A 15,058-nucleotide genomic window follows, 5' to 3' on the forward strand; every position below is an offset into this window, starting at 1 on the left:
CCAAAAATCAATTTAGCGAAGAAACGCCTTCTATGCGTTAGTGAATGATAAAAATTTGTAATACTACCCTCAAGGTAAATACTGTAATCATCTGATTTCGATAATAAAGTCTTCAAAATCAGACAGGTCATTTTCTATGACATTAATGACAATATCTAAATTTAATGACTGATATTCATGCACCGCAATATTTCTTAATCCGACCATACGCTGCATTTTTTCAGACAATTCAGGAGAAAGGTGTGATGACTTTTCTAAAATGGAGAAACTATCTCTACTTGACTGAGGCACTGATAACTTATGCGTTTTTATAACCACATTAGCCATATCAATTGAAGCTTCACAAGCTCGTTGTAAGTTCAAAATAACACTATCTTGGCGAGTAAAATCCAATCTAAAATTGTCGGATTCTCGGTAGACTTCATTAATCCTGCTAATGCAACGCCTAATTATTGAAGCTTTATCCATTAGTATATCATTCATTCAATTCATCCTAAATAAAAGCTATCTACAATCAATTTCCTCTCTTCTTGTAAGCGCTGATACATTGACATTGTCTTGAGATTGAACCTAAAATCATCCGGTTCAGACCCATAAAGCAACTCACCAGTTTGAGTAACTTGCATAGCAAGAACCGTAGAGCAAGATGTTAAATCGATGAGATCGACATCTCGACCAAACTGAATGGCTAAATCCTGAGCGCAATTCCACAGCATCAATTTATCAACAGGTTCATTGCACAACACAGCAATGTCTATATCGCTCGAATATCTGTCTGAGCCGTTGGACATTGAACCAAATAAATAAATTAACTTCACGTTATCTAACGTAGAAGTAAGGTGCTTCACGATGATTGGTTTGAAGTTCCGATTCATTTTAAATAATACAATTCATGTAATGAATAAAGCATACATTGATACCTTAAGCTGTGCCAGCAATCACTAAAATCTTCAATTTGATAAAACCTTAACTCCCTCATTCTCTATTTGAGCAAGAAGTTTTTCATTAGTAATTTTTTCTTTAATCACAATATCGACACGATAAGGAAACGTGCTAAGCTCAAAAATTTCCTTTAGATCAGAAACATCTTTTTCAGATAAACCTGAACCTGTAAGGGCAATATCAAGATCTGAACCGTCTTTAAATGAATTTGTAGCACGAGACCCAAAAAACCATGCAGATTCAATCCTTGAATTATCAGATAAAGAAGAAATAACAAAACTCAATTGAGAATGTGTAAGACCGAAGTCGTTCATAATGTTCTTCTAGACAAGGTTTCAACCACACTTTCAAGCACCGAAAAATACTCTTTTTTTATTATCTTCAAAGATTTTTCGGCTAGTTGCTTATCATAAGTATGGGTAAGTAAGTTTCGATTATTTAACGCACTGAGCAAGCATTCACAATCTGAAGATGTAATAAGGCCTGCTTGAAGAGCTGTACGGATGACGCTTCTTGGGCTTGCTTCAGTGTAGCCTTCATATTCCAACAAGTCTTTTAGCGTCTTCCATGTTAATTCGAACGTCATTTCAAAAGTTTTAATAACACCAGTCAACTCTAAAGCGGAATACTGCTTCATTTGACAGGCATCACTTAAATTATCAAAAGATAGCTTAAGATTACTAAATCGCAGTTTAAACCTTTCAAATTTATCAACCATGTCATTACTCTTTGAATAACCGAATTTTAATAAAGTGTATTACATTGATAAAAAACGAACAACAAGCCATAGACCACAGAAAAACTCGAATTTAAATTCAGAGATTACCGATAACTACATTCGGGAATGGCAGGTTGATGCGCATCACTCACCTTATGTCGTCATGCCCGAGTAGTCGGGCATCCAGAGTCTTTGCCCTTAACTTATCTAAACACGAGAATCTAATAACTTCTTAAGTTCTTCTTTAAACTGCTCACTCAATTTATCATCATTCAAAGCATATTCAGCAAATGCCAAAGCGTATCCTAGCTTATCACCACAATCGTGTGACTTGCCTGACATATGGAAAGCTTCAACGGTTTCTTGCTCGATTAGCATGTCAATAGCATCTGTAAGTTGAATCTCATCACCCGCACCTACAGGAGTTTTTTCGAGTAACGGCCAAATATTAGCAGACAACACATAGCGGCCAACAACTGCAAGGTTAGATGGTGCATCTTCAACAGCTGGTTTTTCAACCATGCTATTAATTTTTGCAGATTCACCATCACATAGTCCTACACCATTACAATCTGCAATGCCGTATTTATTGACTTCACTTTCAGGCACGGGAGCAACCATTATTTGACTTGCTTGAGTTTCTTTAAAGCGAGCCTTCATTGCCGCTAAGTTCATTGTGCTTTGATTAGCGGTATGTTCGTCAAGGATCACATCAGGTAAAACAACCATAAACGGGTTATCACCGATACATGGTTTTGCACACAATACTGCATGTCCAAGCCCTTTAGCTTCCCCTTGCCTAACATGCATAATAGTTACATCTCTAGGGCAAATTGAGCGAACTTCTTCTAGAAGCTGACGCTTTACGCGCTTCTCAAGCGTAGATTCAAGCTCATAAGAAGTATCAAAATGGTTTTCGATGGCATTTTTACTTGAGTGGGTTACTAAAACAATTTCTTTTATGCCGGCTGCAATACATTCATTTACAATATATTGAATTAATGGCTTATCCACCAAAGGTAACATTTCCTTTGGGATTGCTTTAGTTGCAGGCAACATTCTTGTGCCTAAACCTGCAACAGGAATAACTGCTTTCATTCTCTATCCTTTTTACTTGTAAAACCCTTTATACCATTTAACAAACTCCGCCACTCCCTCTTTAACAGAGACCTGCGGTTTATAACCTGTTGCCTCAAATAAGTCTTGTGTATCAGCATACGTTTGATATACATCCCCAGGTTGCATTTCCCTGAAGTTCTTTTTTGCCTCGATACCAAGTTCTGATTCAACCGCTTTTACAAAATCCATCAAATTAATTGGTGAACCATGGCCAATATTATACACAGCATAAGGTGCCGAGCTGCTTGCTGGTGTGCCACTTTCTACTGTCCAGTTATCATTCCGCTTTGGAATAACGTCAGCGATACGTACCACCCCTTCAACAATGTCATTTACGTGAGTGAAATCACGCCACATATCACCATTATTATTAATATCTATCACTTCACCGTTAAGGATTTTCTTTGTGAAGATAAATGGCGCCATATCTGGACGTCCCCATGAACCATAAACAGTAAAAAATCGAAGCCCTGTAGTCGGAATATCATACAAATGAGAATAACTATGTGACATCAGTTCATTTGCTTTTTTCGTCGCTGCGTACAGTGAAACGGGATGATCAACAGAATCTGTTGTAGCAAAAGGTACTTTACTGTTTAACCCATACACAGAACTTGATGACGCATAAACTAAATGCTTAACATTATTATGACGGCACCCTTCTAAAATATTAAGATGACCTGTTAAGTTGGAATCTGCATAAGCATGGGGGTTTTGAAGCGAGTAACGAACACCTGCTTGAGCCGCCAAATGAATAACAACATCAAAATTCTCCGATTTAAATAAACTCTCTACATCATTCCGATCAGAAATATCTAATTTCAAAAAGCGAAAATTTGTGTGTTCAATTCTTTCCAAACGAGCATGCTTCAAACTGACTTCATAATAGTCATTAAGGTTATCTATACCTACTACTTGATGGCCTTTTGAAATTAATCTTTCTACAACGGCACTACCGATAAAACCCGCTGCTCCTGTCACTAAATATTTCATAATCAATCTGCTCCGAACAAATCCCTTGTATAAACCTTAAATTCAACATCACTTATTTCATCGACCATACGATTGGCAACAATCACATCACAGCTAGATTTAAATTCATTGAGATCTTTGATCACTTTAGAATTAAAAAACTCAGCATCATCAAGAACTGGCTCATACACAACAACTTCAATACCTTTCGCTTTTATACGCTTCATGATCCCCTGAATTGACGACGCTCTGAAATTATCAGATCCTGATTTCATAATTAACCGATAAACACCTACTCTTTTCGGTGATTTTTTGATCACAGAATCGGCGATAAAATCTTTACGAGTAGTATTAGCATCAACGATGGCATTAATGATATTATTTGGAACATCACGATAATTAGCACGAAGCTGTTTCGTGTCTTTAGGTAAACAGTATCCACCGTAGCCAAACGAAGGATTATTGTAATGATTACCAATTCTCGGATCTAACCCAACACCTTCAATAATCTGCCTCGCATCAAGCCCATGAGATTCCGCATATGAATCCAGCTCATTAAAGTAAGCAACACGCATAGCAAGATAAGTGTTAGAAAAAAGCTTAACGGCCTCAGCTTCAGTTGAATCGGTAAATAAAACAGGAATATCTTCTTTAATAGCACCATCAGTCAGCATCGAGGCAAAAGTTTGTGCACGGTCACTTTTTTCACCAACAATAATACGAGAAGGATACAAATTATCATGCAGCGCCTTACCTTCACGTAGAAACTCAGGTGAAAAAATAATACTATCGCAGCTAAACTTTTCTTTAACTTCCTTTGTAAACCCAACAGGAACAGTAGACTTAATGACCATTACAGCGGTTGGGTTTATATCTAGAACATCTTTAATTACTGCTTCTACAGAGCTGGTATTAAAAAAGTTCGTCTCAGGATCATAATCTGTTGGTGTCGCTATGATGACGAAGTCTGCATCCTGATAGGCAAGTTGTTTATTCGTAGTTGCTTTGAAATTTAAAGTATCATTACTAAGAAATTGTTCAATTTCAGTGTCAACAATAGGAGAAACTCTGTTATTTAATAAATCGACTTTCTCTTGAATAATATCGAGTGCTACTACTTCGCTGTTTTGCGCTAATAAAAGCGCATTCGATAACCCAACGTAACCAGTGCCAGCAACTGCAATTTTCATTTTTATACCTAAATATTTAATCTGTAATTAACTGAATCAATTTTTTGTTAACTTTATGGACATCGTAATTTGCTTGAGCAAACTCAAAACTTTTTTGCCCCATTTTTGAAATAAGTTGAGGATTTTCAATAAATTGGATCATTTTTTGTGCCAAAGCATCCACATCCCAAGCAGGAACGATAAAACCGTTAGAGCCATCTAAGACGGTATCTCTACATCCTGGTACATCGGTAGTCACCACAGGCTTTCCCATTGCCATTGCTTCTTGAGTACTCCTAGGAATACCTTCTCTGTACGAAGGAAGCACAAAGACATCTGAAGTACGAACAAAATCAAGTACATTTGAAACATGTCCCGGATACGAAACAATACCTTTCTCAATGTATTCATTTAAAACTTCAGGTTTAATGCCCGAAGGGTTTTCTAGATCGAATGCACCCAATACTGTAAATTTGGAACTTGGAATAGCTGTTTTTATTTTTCTAGCCGCTTCAAGAAACTCAAATATTCCTTTCTCTTTGAGCAATCGGCCAACAAATAAAAAAGAGACTGGTGAATCTTCATTTCTAATTTTAGATGCAGCATTATATTCAATATCAACACCAATTCCACCGAGAATAAAAGCTTTATTTTTACTCAACAAAGATGATTTAGCCAAATCCCTAGGATCATCATGGTTCAAAAAAATGACTTTTTTGGTCAACGGCAAACTGATCGTATAAAGACAACCTAATGCTATTTGCAAAAAACGTTTTTTAAAGCTAAATCCATTTTTGTCTTTTGTGTGTGCATAACCAAGACCTTCAATCATAGCAAAACGTTTAGGAACGCCAGCTAGAAATGCTGCTATAGTCCCATAAATCGAAGGTTTCACAAAAAAGCTTAATACAGTATCTAACCCTAAATCACAAAATTGCTTGTACAACAAGAACGTGTCTTTAATGTCTTTTATTGGGTTCATCCCGGCACGAGATAGAGAGTATTTTACAGGTATTGCACCTAATGCTGAAATCCGTTTTAAAGAAACGTCATCATAATCAAGAGCGAAAGCATAAACCGTATGTCCCTGCTTTACTAAAGACTGAATTAGGTCTTTTCTAAAAATCAACAAACCGGGTGAAACACACTGTGAAACAAGAGCAATCTTCAATTTAAAATCCAAACGTTGAAAAAACGGAAAAACTAATTCTTATTTTGAAAATTCAAATTTCTATATAAATCAATCCACTTATCAGCTACCGCATCCAAAGAAAAATGATTAACAATATAGTTTCTGGCATTGTTTCCTAAAACTTTTCTTTCTTGCTCAGGCATATCAAGAACGGACTGAATTCCTGCAGCTAGAGCATCAGCATTTTGAATAGGTACAACAAAACCATTATCGTTAACAAACTCTCGACTACCGCCTGCATTAGTCACCACCACAGGAAGTTCACATGCCATAGCCTCTCCAATCACTAAGGGCAACCCTTCCCACTCTGACGATAAAACAAAGCAATCGGCAGCTGACATAAGACAATTAATGTCATGTCTAACGCCTAGAAAAGTGACATTTTCTGTTAAATTAAGCTCCTCAACCAGTGTATTCAGGCTATCACTGAGCTCACCTTGACCTGCGATAAAAAGCTTTAATTTGTTATTCTTCTCAATCAGAAGCTTGATAGCTCGAAGCATATTTGGATAATCTTTAGCTTCAGTTAGTCGGCCAACAGCCAGAAGCATCTGATCATCCTGAGATATCCTCAATTCATTGCGAAGAGAAGATCTGCTTTCTTTGCAGTAGTGAAATAAATCAGTATTGATACCATTGTAAAAGACTTTAATCTGATCTTTCGGAACTGCTTTTTTTTCAATAAAACTAAGGGCAGCTTGCTCACTTACATTCGTGGTCAAATCGCTAAGATTATTTGTAACTCTGTATGCTAACATCCTTAGCTTACCACCTTCATTTTGGTTGTGAGCTGACGATATTAAAACAGGAGTTTTTGTAAAAAGACGCACGATCCTTGAAAAAATGTTTGCGTGAACCATATGACTATGGACAGCGTCTGGCATAAATTGTCTAATAATTGTAGACAGCTTGAATAATGCGTTTAACAAGCTGATTGGAGACTTGTTGGCATTTAAATAACAAAGAGATTTCTGAACTTCATTACTCAAGGGGTAAGCACAATCACCTGTTATACAAGCAACTTTTACAGAATGACCTTTCTTAATTAATGCCTCAGCTAGGTCTAAAATTTGTTTTTCAGCACCACCGATGCCTAAACCGGTAGCTACAAAAAGGACTCTCATTTAATTGACTTTTCACTCCGATGAAACAATGAAATTGATAGAACCAGCCATATTCCAGGGATATAGTAGTGGTCCATCGCAAAATATAAGAAAAAAATAGATAAAATTGATGTTCTAACTAAAACAAAATTTTTATCCAATCTGAAAAAATGATAAAAAACAAATAATAAAAATGTAGTCAATCCTAACAAGCCAGATTCAATATACAACTGAAGGTATAAATTAAACAAGCCAAAATCAAAATAATTATAATAAAACGAAGGACCGTGACCAAAAAAAACAGAGTCACTTATATAATCTAAAGATTTTATAATCGCATCGTATCTTGTACTATCATGCTGCGAAACATTCACAATCTTTTGAATTAATTGTGTGTCTGACATAAAGTACAAACCGACCAAGCCAAATAGAATGATAAAAAAAGAGCTAAAAACAGCTTTCAGCTTCTTAAATTCAATGGGTTTCAATAAATTTAAAACTAAAAAAGAACTTGCAATGCCAAAAAAAGCAGCACTAGATAGAGTGCTCATAAGTACAAAAACATAGCACAATTTATGCTTAAACTTATTATAAAGAATTGGAAGTATACTTAACAAGTAAATAGCTAAATGACTAGGTTCATTGAAAGTAGAGCGCATTCTAGGAAGATGCATTGTTGTTCCAACATTTTGATCATGATTAAGAAAATTTGCATAAGCAGAATAACCATAGATAAAATAAAATGAAAGTTCGACCACACCAATCATTGCAATCAAATAAAAACCATAAACAATATATCTACAAAAATCTTTCCAGCCAATTAATAAAACTGACAAATAAATAGCAACATAATAGGTAAAAAAAGAAATAATATAATAGAGTATATGATTCAGAGACTTTTCTGGAAATTCAACGACCGTAAAATTCAACACCCCAGAAAACGAATACAAACAAAGAAATATAAGAAACAACAATATAGAAAATAAAAAATCACGTTTGACTGGAACTTTTTTAAAAAGAGAAATAACTAAAATAAACAATGCAAGATAAAAAGATAGTGCGATACCCTTAATTCCAATTCTCGGAACATCAAAAAAAGGTATGCTTAATACATACAAAGCAACGATTAGTCGAGACATTACTTATGACTCTCAATAATAGATATCCATGAATCTAGATTTTGAGAGTTTCGATACATTAGTGATGAAGATGAAACAGAGCTGTAATTCCATGAATAGTTTAAAGACTCTTGAATGAACTCTGTTAAAGAATCTTTGGAGGATACCAAAAAACCATTCTCAATGTGAATGATTTCTGAAGGCCCACTGGAACAATCAACCGAAACAACCGGAGTCCCCAATGTAATAGATTCTATTAACGCATTAGGAAATCCTTCATATAAACTGGTTAAAAGCGTCATTCTTGCTTTTAAATAATAAGGAATAATATCTGACTGAAAACCCTCAAAGTCAACACTATCAGACACTTTTAACTCAGTAGCCAACTGTTTCAATTGAGGCTCTAACGAACCTTCACCTACGATTTTTAAACGCAGATCAGGATATTTTTTAATAACTAAAGAAAACGCATCAATCGCACGATGAAACGCTTTTTGTTCTTCAAGTCTACCGACACAAAGGATATAGTTATCCTTACTAATTGAGCTAAAATCAGTGTTCTCAGCAAAGTCTTCTATTTGCTTGTTTACAGGATTGTAAATTACTGATGTTTTCCCCTCTAATGCTGGAATGTGCATTATAAGATCTTCTTGCATTGCTTTACACTGATTAACAACATGATCAGCTTTGCAATAAAACCAAGCAATCATTTTTTTCTTCCACCAACTAAAATCACGACTCTTTGTATTCTGTGAGATTGTATTGATATTCCGAGCAATAATTTTGCAATGGCCTTTCAAAGTAGCTCTTACTAAAACCGATATAACTGTTAACTCATAATTGAAAACTAATAAAAACTTCACATTATTTTCAGCTAAATACTGTCTGAGTTTAAAGAAAACGTTTCGAGCCCGATCTACACCTAATGAAACAACGTTTACACTTTCTATAACTTTATGTTTCAATTGGGCATTCTCAAGGTTCAATACCAACAGGGTAACATCGTACCCTCTATCAGAAAGCCCATTCGCTAGATTTACACATACACCTTCGGCTCCACCACCTGATAGTGAAGAGACAAATAAAGTGACTTTATTGTCTATCATTGATATCTAAACCTTTTAATAAATTTTCAATAAACCGCTATTAGAAATATCTGTTTAAAATTTGCTCATATTGATTAAAAACACTATGGCTATAGAAGCGTTCAGAAGAAGCAACGACTTGCTCTAAACTCCACTCCTTTAAAAGCGCTTTGATTAATGATTTTTCGAGCTCTTCCATATTTCGATTTTCAACAAGGAAGCCATTGATATCATCAGAAATAATTTCTGATGGCCCACTAGGACAATCATACGAAACAACTGGCGTACCTAGTGCTATAGACTCAAGCAATACATTAGGAAAGCCTTCAAATTTAGACGTTAAGAGTGTCAACTTTGCGTTCTCATAGTATGGAATGATGTCAGATTGAAAACCGTCAAAATCAATCTTATCCGATACCCCTAAAGAAAGTGCACACGCCTTTAAATCATTTTCAAGTTCACCTTCCCCAATAATTTTCAAACGCAGATTCGAAAACTGCAAAGAAATTTTTGCAAACACCTCTATAGCTACATGAAAAGCTTTTTGATCGTCCAAACGGCCTACACATAGAATATAGTCTTGTGTTCGACTCTCTATTTCTAGAGTGATTTTACTTTTAGATTCTATCGCTATACGTAAAGGGTTATATATGTAATCAGTTTTAGATTTCACCTTAGGAAACAAGCGAATAAGGTCTAACTTCATTGCTTCACATTGGTTAATGATTAAATCGCAGTTTTGATAGAAACGTTTCACCGTTTTCATTTTCCAACCTGGAAAATTAATCAAAACTTGAGAAAACGTATTCATATTACGGTTAATGACCGTGATTTTTTTAAAGAAATAATCTCGGGCAATCACCAATAACATTGCACTGATATAGTCAAAAGAAAAATAAATTTTGTTATCAGTGGATGAAATAATACGCAACAGTTTAGGTACAGCTCGAACAGTGCTATCTACATTCAAGTTGATAACATTGATTTTTGGCGAAACAAGAGACAAGTATTTTTCGTTTTTCAAACTAAAAACAACAAGATCAACTTGCCATTCCCTTTCAACTAAGTAGTTCGCGAGGCTGACACAAACAGCCTCAGCTCCACCGCCACTTAACGAGCAGATAGTTAACGTAATGCTTTTTTTACTTAACTTACTCACTAAAAACCTTAATATCTTAATGCAAAAGAAAAATTATAAATTAGACAAAGATCTTAAAGATTAATCTTTAGCTTATTACCGTAGAATTCATCAAATTTCTCAGGAATAATCATGTCAAAGCCACTACTATGCTGCATCGTGAACTCTCCAAAGAAGATTTCATCATCACATAAATATAAATCTACTCGTATATATTCAAAATCTTCTGATAGCTTCTCTGCAATAGCGATCATATCGTCAAGTCTATTTGGTTTTTCTACCTCAGGGCCTTCAAAAACTTTTTCATTTCCTAATTTAGTCCATGTAAAAGGGGCTAACGTCCAGTCTGGATAATAGATTTTTCGATAATTTAAATTTTCTCTATCTGCAGAAACATAAATAAATTCAACCTTTCCTTTAAAACAATGAAATTTTAAATCATTAGGGATATTGCCATTTCTATCTTGCAACAATTTCTCTGCTAATGATTTTTTTACAATATTCTTATATTGCCATTCTTTAGTTAGAAGATAATGGTTACATTTGAATCTTTCGCGAAGAAACAAGTTGATGTATTTATTGTTGTACTCGACTACTGAATCGAAATCATTTAATGATATCTTAGGCTCGCTGATCCCCTTTACATTACTAAGAGCCTGATGTTTATTTTTAATAATTAGGCCACCTGAGCTATCATGATTAGATTTAACAATTAAAGGGAAATCGCTATCATCAATTAATTTAATGTCAACAACATCATGACTCCCAAGAGTAAACACACTTGGTATAACAATATTAGTAAGTCCTTTATTAGCAATATACTCTTTTACAAGAGCCTTATCAGTGATCATCGTATAGACAGGGTTTCTATCGTAGAGCTTAATATATTGAAGTTTTTCATTTAATGTTTTAGGTGACCTTAAATTTAGTTTTTTCTTAGTCAATTTATAATACATAAACTTAAGGTACACTGAGTCTAAAGCCCTAATACCAGAAGTCGCTTCCAATATAGAATAAACTACTTTTTTTAAAACACGTTTAATCACAACAATCCTTTAAATCCAAAAATATAAAATTATTTAATAACATGCCTGTTATAGTTCAACAAGAAATAAACAGAATGAAATGCCAACATTAATACCCAAGACCATGCAAGCCCATAAGCTCCAAACAAATGAATCAAGGGTATCGCAAGCAAAAAGTTGACTATTACTGTCACTTTCAGTATGTGTGTGACAATCTCACTTTTTCCTGCAGCGATGAGCACATAAGTATAAAGAGGTCCCACTTGAAAAAATACTAATGAAATTGAAAGTATTTTCAGAATATTCACGACTTCCGGATTCATATCTCCTGAAAATAAGAAAATAATCTGTTTACTCAAAAAATAGAAACCAAGAGAAGATGCAACTGAAAGTAATCCGACGCCTATATTGATTTTACGTAAAAAAATAAAAAACTCTGATTTTTTTTGAGTGAAAAGTCTAGATAAGTAAGGGAATGATGCTTGATAGATAGGTGAAAATAAGGCTGAAAGCGTTTGGACAATACGATCTGCAATAGAGTAATACCCAACAATCGTATTATTTGTCATAAACCCTAACAATAAAACATTCCCATTAACATATATATTGGTGTAAATACGACTTAAAAAAATATTCCACCCTGTAACAAATTGCTCTTCTATAGTTTTATATCCTTGTAGTTTATAGCTTATTCCAAATTTAGAATGGGCAATATATAATGAGATCACAGAAGAAAGAGTCACCCCAATGGATGTTATAATCGGCACATAATGAAAATCTTCAGGCTTATTTACAAAAATAAAAATACATATAGTACTGAGCGCTCTAGATAGTACATTCAGATTTGTAACATACTTCATTTCTTCTAAGCCCTGAAACAGCCATACAGGAAATAAAACTTGAGCCAAAACTGTTCCAAAAGTAAAGAAATATATGAGACTATTTTCAGAATATTTGGGTATAAAAGCAGTAAGCAAGGAAAGTATTAAAAAGCAGATTACTAACAGTAACAATTTAACCGTCAAGACTGAACTAAATATTTCTTCTATCTTTATTTTATCGTTTCTATTTAATGAGATTTCTTTGGTTGCAGACAGGTTAAATCCATAATCAGTGATTAATAAAAAATATGAAACCGTTGCAGTAGCAAAAGCTAATAAACCAAAATCATCTACATCTAAAATACGAATTAGATAAGGTAAGGTAATTAAAGGAAACACATATCCAGCCCCTTGTAATAGGGTTAAATACAACGTATTTTTTAATACAACTTTTTTATCTTTATCCACTTTATTTAAATTACCTAAAAGGGATCAAAAAAGCTAGAGAAAACATTGCACTTTCTCTAGCTACAATAGTTACGAGAATTGCTTTATCCACGCATAGTCATAATATTCAATATCTGAATTACTGTTAGCAAAGTTTATGACTTCTTGATAATACTTTATCTCACCATTTTCATGATTATAACTAAGGTCATCAAAATATTTTATTGAGTATCCTTCTGAGAGATATCTTTTAAGATAATCGACTTTATCATTCGCCCTATCAACTAAAATTGTTTGATAATTCAATTTAAATCCAAGTACAAATCTCAACCAAAACCTGGTAACAGGCTTATAATAATATGTTCTTGCAGAAAGAAAAAGCACTTCAACACTAGAGTCCTCTTGTTTAATCAGATCATATATTTTACTTACAACATTTCTTTTAGGCTTAAGCTTTAAATAATTTAAAACAAGTGGAATTTTTCTATCAACTAATGTCGGCCAAGTTTCTGCTATTGTGTTGTCGATATCTATAATAAAAATTGATTTTTGCATAGTTAATCAAGCAATTTTTTAAAATCTGATAATGTATCTGAAATAGCCTTAACGACAAGCTTATTTTCATCTGGTCTTCGTGTGGCGACACGAATATAATTACCATCAAGACCTACTTTATCATTAGCGCCTCTGACTAAAACATTATATCTTATCAGCATAACGTAACAGAATACTTGAGGATCTATATTATCTGGTAGCTCAATTAAATAAAAGTTCGTATTTGTAGGGAGTACTTTAACATCATCAATATTATTTAGTAATATACCAAGCTCTTTTATGTCATCTATATGCTGCTTGCGACAAGCTTCATATTGCATCATATAATCATTTGCAGATAATAAATCTACAAAGTGCTCAGCAAAGCCACTCACATTCCATAACTTACCATGAGCCAAAGTACGATTGATAGTAGATTCATCTGCAAGCATATAGCCTAAACGCAAACCAGCTATGCCAAAGTCTTTGGAAAGGCTCTTGACAATAATAACATTATCGTAGTTTTCAAAGAAATAATTATGTGAAGCATCTTGATAAGAATTAAATCCATCTTTGAGATGTATAAAGCTTTCATCAATGATCACTTTAACATCCTTTCTTTTACAGGCCTGAATAATTTCTTCAAGTTTATCAAACTGAGTATATTGAGCATCGGGATTATTAGGATTAATTACAACAAGAGCTTCAGCTTCATCTAACATACCTTCTATGTCACTGAGCTCAAGCTGATAGTTATTCGACTTTTTTAAATAATTGAGTAATAATCTTTCCTTTTCCTCACAAAACTCATAGTAACTGGAAAAAGTAGGCAAATTAACAATAATTTTACCTTGAATAACCTCTTTTAGTAGTAGCTCAATGATTTCAATTGCACCATTACCAACAAATACATTTTTTTCATTAACAGAGAGAACGTTTGATAACTTTTTTGAAATGCTATGATTTTGTGATGGGTAATTTTCAATATACCCTCTACAAGCATCTGAACTCATTAACTTGTTAAGCTCACGTAAATATAAATCTGTTCCATAAGGATTAGATAAAAAGCACGCATCAACCAAAATATTTTTAGGCGATAGTATCTGGTCAATTTCTGATGGGCTTGGTGAATGTGTTCCAGATTCTTTTTTTAACTCTAATAATTTTTCTAAAGTTATTCTTTCTTGTTCATTTAAACTTTCAAAAAGTTTACTCATATCAAAATTCCAATTTTGCTAAGCTTGATAGTAAAATAATTGGTTGAGGTTCGCTAGAGACATCCACAATATGATGAAATGTAGATTTAGGCTCTAATAAATTTTTATTTACCGCATGCTGAATTACTACTTCTTTTTTTATTGGTTGTTCATTCAAGTCAGTAATAATTCTATGATTTGAATAGTTCAGTTTTATTGTTGGAATCTTTTCAAACCCTAACTTTTTTAGCGCAAAATATCGATGATGCCCATCAATGATTACATTTGTTTTATCACAAACTAATATAGATGGCACAATTACATATGGCTTTAGCGATTCTAAATAGTTAATTAATGAAGCACAGCGCTCCTCTACAACTTTTTCGTGAGTTAAAATCAGATCTGGATGTTCCCAAGAAAATCCTTTTACAAGTGGTTCATTAAAATCAAGTGAATACATACAAACTCCTTATTCTATT

The 15,058-nt window shown here is 33.9% G+C and carries 17 protein-coding genes; all 17 read right to left on the bottom strand.

The window, feature by feature from the left end; translation table 11 throughout:
* Positions 1 to 87 precede the first annotated feature (87 nt).
* Positions 88 to 483, bottom strand: a complete 396-nt coding sequence (hepT, locus tag D5018_RS01545; RefSeq protein ID WP_121837221.1) for a type VII toxin-antitoxin system HepT family RNase toxin — start codon at positions 481 to 483, stop codon at positions 88 to 90.
* Between the two features lie 5 nt (positions 484 to 488).
* Positions 489 to 875, bottom strand: a complete 387-nt coding sequence (gene mntA, locus D5018_RS01550) for a type VII toxin-antitoxin system MntA family adenylyltransferase antitoxin (RefSeq protein WP_121837222.1) — start codon at positions 873 to 875, stop codon at positions 489 to 491.
* Between the two features lie 75 nt (positions 876 to 950).
* Positions 951 to 1,256, bottom strand: a complete 306-nt coding sequence (locus tag D5018_RS01555) for a nucleotidyltransferase family protein (protein ID WP_121837223.1) — start codon at positions 1,254 to 1,256, stop codon at positions 951 to 953.
* The gene (locus D5018_RS01560; RefSeq protein ID WP_121837224.1) at positions 1,253 to 1,660 is read right to left on the bottom strand and encodes an HI0074 family nucleotidyltransferase substrate-binding subunit; all 408 of its coding nucleotides are present in this window, start codon (positions 1,658 to 1,660) and stop codon (positions 1,253 to 1,255) included. The genes D5018_RS01555 and D5018_RS01560 overlap by 4 nt, the downstream gene beginning before the upstream one ends.
* A gap of 207 nt (positions 1,661 to 1,867) precedes the next feature.
* Entirely contained in the window at positions 1,868 to 2,758 is an 891-nt protein-coding gene (gene galU / locus D5018_RS01565; protein WP_121837225.1) for a UTP--glucose-1-phosphate uridylyltransferase GalU, read from the bottom strand.
* A gap of 12 nt (positions 2,759 to 2,770) precedes the next feature.
* Positions 2,771 to 3,772, bottom strand: a complete 1,002-nt coding sequence (locus tag D5018_RS01570) for an NAD-dependent epimerase (RefSeq protein ID WP_121837226.1) — start codon at positions 3,770 to 3,772, stop codon at positions 2,771 to 2,773.
* Positions 3,773 to 3,774: 2 nt separating this feature from the next.
* Entirely contained in the window at positions 3,775 to 4,941 is a 1,167-nt protein-coding gene (locus tag D5018_RS01575; RefSeq protein ID WP_121837227.1) for a nucleotide sugar dehydrogenase, read from the bottom strand.
* Positions 4,942 to 4,957: 16 nt separating this feature from the next.
* Complete coding sequence (locus D5018_RS01580) at positions 4,958 to 6,091, bottom strand: glycosyltransferase family 4 protein (protein ID WP_121837228.1); 1,134 nt, start codon at positions 6,089 to 6,091, stop codon at positions 4,958 to 4,960.
* 32 nt (positions 6,092 to 6,123) lie between these two features.
* A complete protein-coding gene (locus D5018_RS01585) occupies positions 6,124 to 7,236 on the bottom strand; it encodes a glycosyltransferase (RefSeq protein ID WP_121837229.1) in 1,113 nt (370 codons plus the stop codon).
* On the bottom strand, positions 7,233 to 8,354 hold the full coding sequence (locus tag D5018_RS01590; protein ID WP_121837230.1) for an O-antigen ligase family protein: 1,122 nt from the start codon (positions 8,352 to 8,354) through the stop codon (positions 7,233 to 7,235). Before D5018_RS01590 ends, D5018_RS01585 begins: the two co-directional genes overlap by 4 nt.
* On the bottom strand, positions 8,354 to 9,439 hold the full coding sequence (locus D5018_RS01595; RefSeq protein ID WP_121837231.1) for a glycosyltransferase: 1,086 nt from the start codon (positions 9,437 to 9,439) through the stop codon (positions 8,354 to 8,356). The genes D5018_RS01590 and D5018_RS01595 overlap by 1 nt, the downstream gene beginning before the upstream one ends.
* A gap of 40 nt (positions 9,440 to 9,479) precedes the next feature.
* Positions 9,480 to 10,577, bottom strand: a complete 1,098-nt coding sequence (locus D5018_RS01600; RefSeq protein WP_121837232.1) for a glycosyltransferase — start codon at positions 10,575 to 10,577, stop codon at positions 9,480 to 9,482.
* A 53-nt stretch (positions 10,578 to 10,630) separates the two neighbouring features.
* Positions 10,631 to 11,602: an ATP-grasp fold amidoligase family protein gene (locus tag D5018_RS01605; protein ID WP_121837233.1), complete on the bottom strand. Its 972-nt coding sequence runs from the start codon at positions 11,600 to 11,602 to the stop codon at positions 10,631 to 10,633.
* A 29-nt stretch (positions 11,603 to 11,631) separates the two neighbouring features.
* A complete protein-coding gene (locus D5018_RS01610) occupies positions 11,632 to 12,870 on the bottom strand; it encodes a flippase (protein ID WP_121837234.1) in 1,239 nt (412 codons plus the stop codon).
* 69 nt (positions 12,871 to 12,939) lie between these two features.
* Positions 12,940 to 13,404 carry a hypothetical protein gene (locus D5018_RS01615; RefSeq protein ID WP_121837235.1) on the bottom strand — a complete coding sequence of 155 codons (465 nt, stop codon included), beginning with the start codon at positions 13,402 to 13,404 and terminating at the stop codon, positions 12,940 to 12,942.
* Between the two features lie 2 nt (positions 13,405 to 13,406).
* Positions 13,407 to 14,600, bottom strand: a complete 1,194-nt coding sequence (locus D5018_RS01620) for an aminotransferase class I/II-fold pyridoxal phosphate-dependent enzyme (protein ID WP_121837236.1) — start codon at positions 14,598 to 14,600, stop codon at positions 13,407 to 13,409.
* 1 nt (position 14,601) lies between these two features.
* Positions 14,602 to 15,039: a ParB N-terminal domain-containing protein gene (locus tag D5018_RS01625; RefSeq protein ID WP_121837237.1), complete on the bottom strand. Its 438-nt coding sequence runs from the start codon at positions 15,037 to 15,039 to the stop codon at positions 14,602 to 14,604.
* Positions 15,040 to 15,058 lie beyond the last annotated feature (19 nt).

Origin of the sequence: Parashewanella curva (genome assembly GCF_003675895.1) — a bacterium.
Taxonomy (GTDB): Bacteria; Pseudomonadota; Gammaproteobacteria; order Enterobacterales; family Shewanellaceae; genus Parashewanella; species Parashewanella curva.

Bases quoted from the DNA above. Each gene is read 5' to 3' on its own strand.
- D5018_RS01555 (WP_121837223.1), bottom strand. From the start codon at position 1,256: ATGAACGACTTCGGTCTTACACATTCTCAATTGAGTTTTGTTATTTCT.
- D5018_RS01625 (WP_121837237.1), bottom strand. From the start codon at position 15,039: ATGTATTCACTTGATTTTAATGAACCACTTGTAAAAGGATTTTCTTGG.
- D5018_RS01590 (WP_121837230.1), bottom strand. From the start codon at position 8,354: ATGTCTCGACTAATCGTTGCTTTGTATGTATTAAGCATACCTTTTTTT.
- D5018_RS01560 (WP_121837224.1), bottom strand. From the start codon at position 1,660: ATGGTTGATAAATTTGAAAGGTTTAAACTGCGATTTAGTAATCTTAAG.
- D5018_RS01615 (WP_121837235.1), bottom strand. From the start codon at position 13,404: ATGCAAAAATCAATTTTTATTATAGATATCGACAACACAATAGCAGAA.
- D5018_RS01620 (WP_121837236.1), bottom strand. From the start codon at position 14,600: ATGAGTAAACTTTTTGAAAGTTTAAATGAACAAGAAAGAATAACTTTA.
- D5018_RS01595 (WP_121837231.1), bottom strand. From the start codon at position 9,439: ATGATAGACAATAAAGTCACTTTATTTGTCTCTTCACTATCAGGTGGT.
- hepT (WP_121837221.1), bottom strand. From the start codon at position 483: ATGAATGATATACTAATGGATAAAGCTTCAATAATTAGGCGTTGCATT.
- D5018_RS01570 (WP_121837226.1), bottom strand. From the start codon at position 3,772: ATGAAATATTTAGTGACAGGAGCAGCGGGTTTTATCGGTAGTGCCGTT.
- mntA (WP_121837222.1), bottom strand. From the start codon at position 875: ATGAATCGGAACTTCAAACCAATCATCGTGAAGCACCTTACTTCTACG.
- D5018_RS01575 (WP_121837227.1), bottom strand. From the start codon at position 4,941: ATGAAAATTGCAGTTGCTGGCACTGGTTACGTTGGGTTATCGAATGCG.
- galU (WP_121837225.1), bottom strand. From the start codon at position 2,758: ATGAAAGCAGTTATTCCTGTTGCAGGTTTAGGCACAAGAATGTTGCCT.
- D5018_RS01585 (WP_121837229.1), bottom strand. From the start codon at position 7,236: ATGAGAGTCCTTTTTGTAGCTACCGGTTTAGGCATCGGTGGTGCTGAA.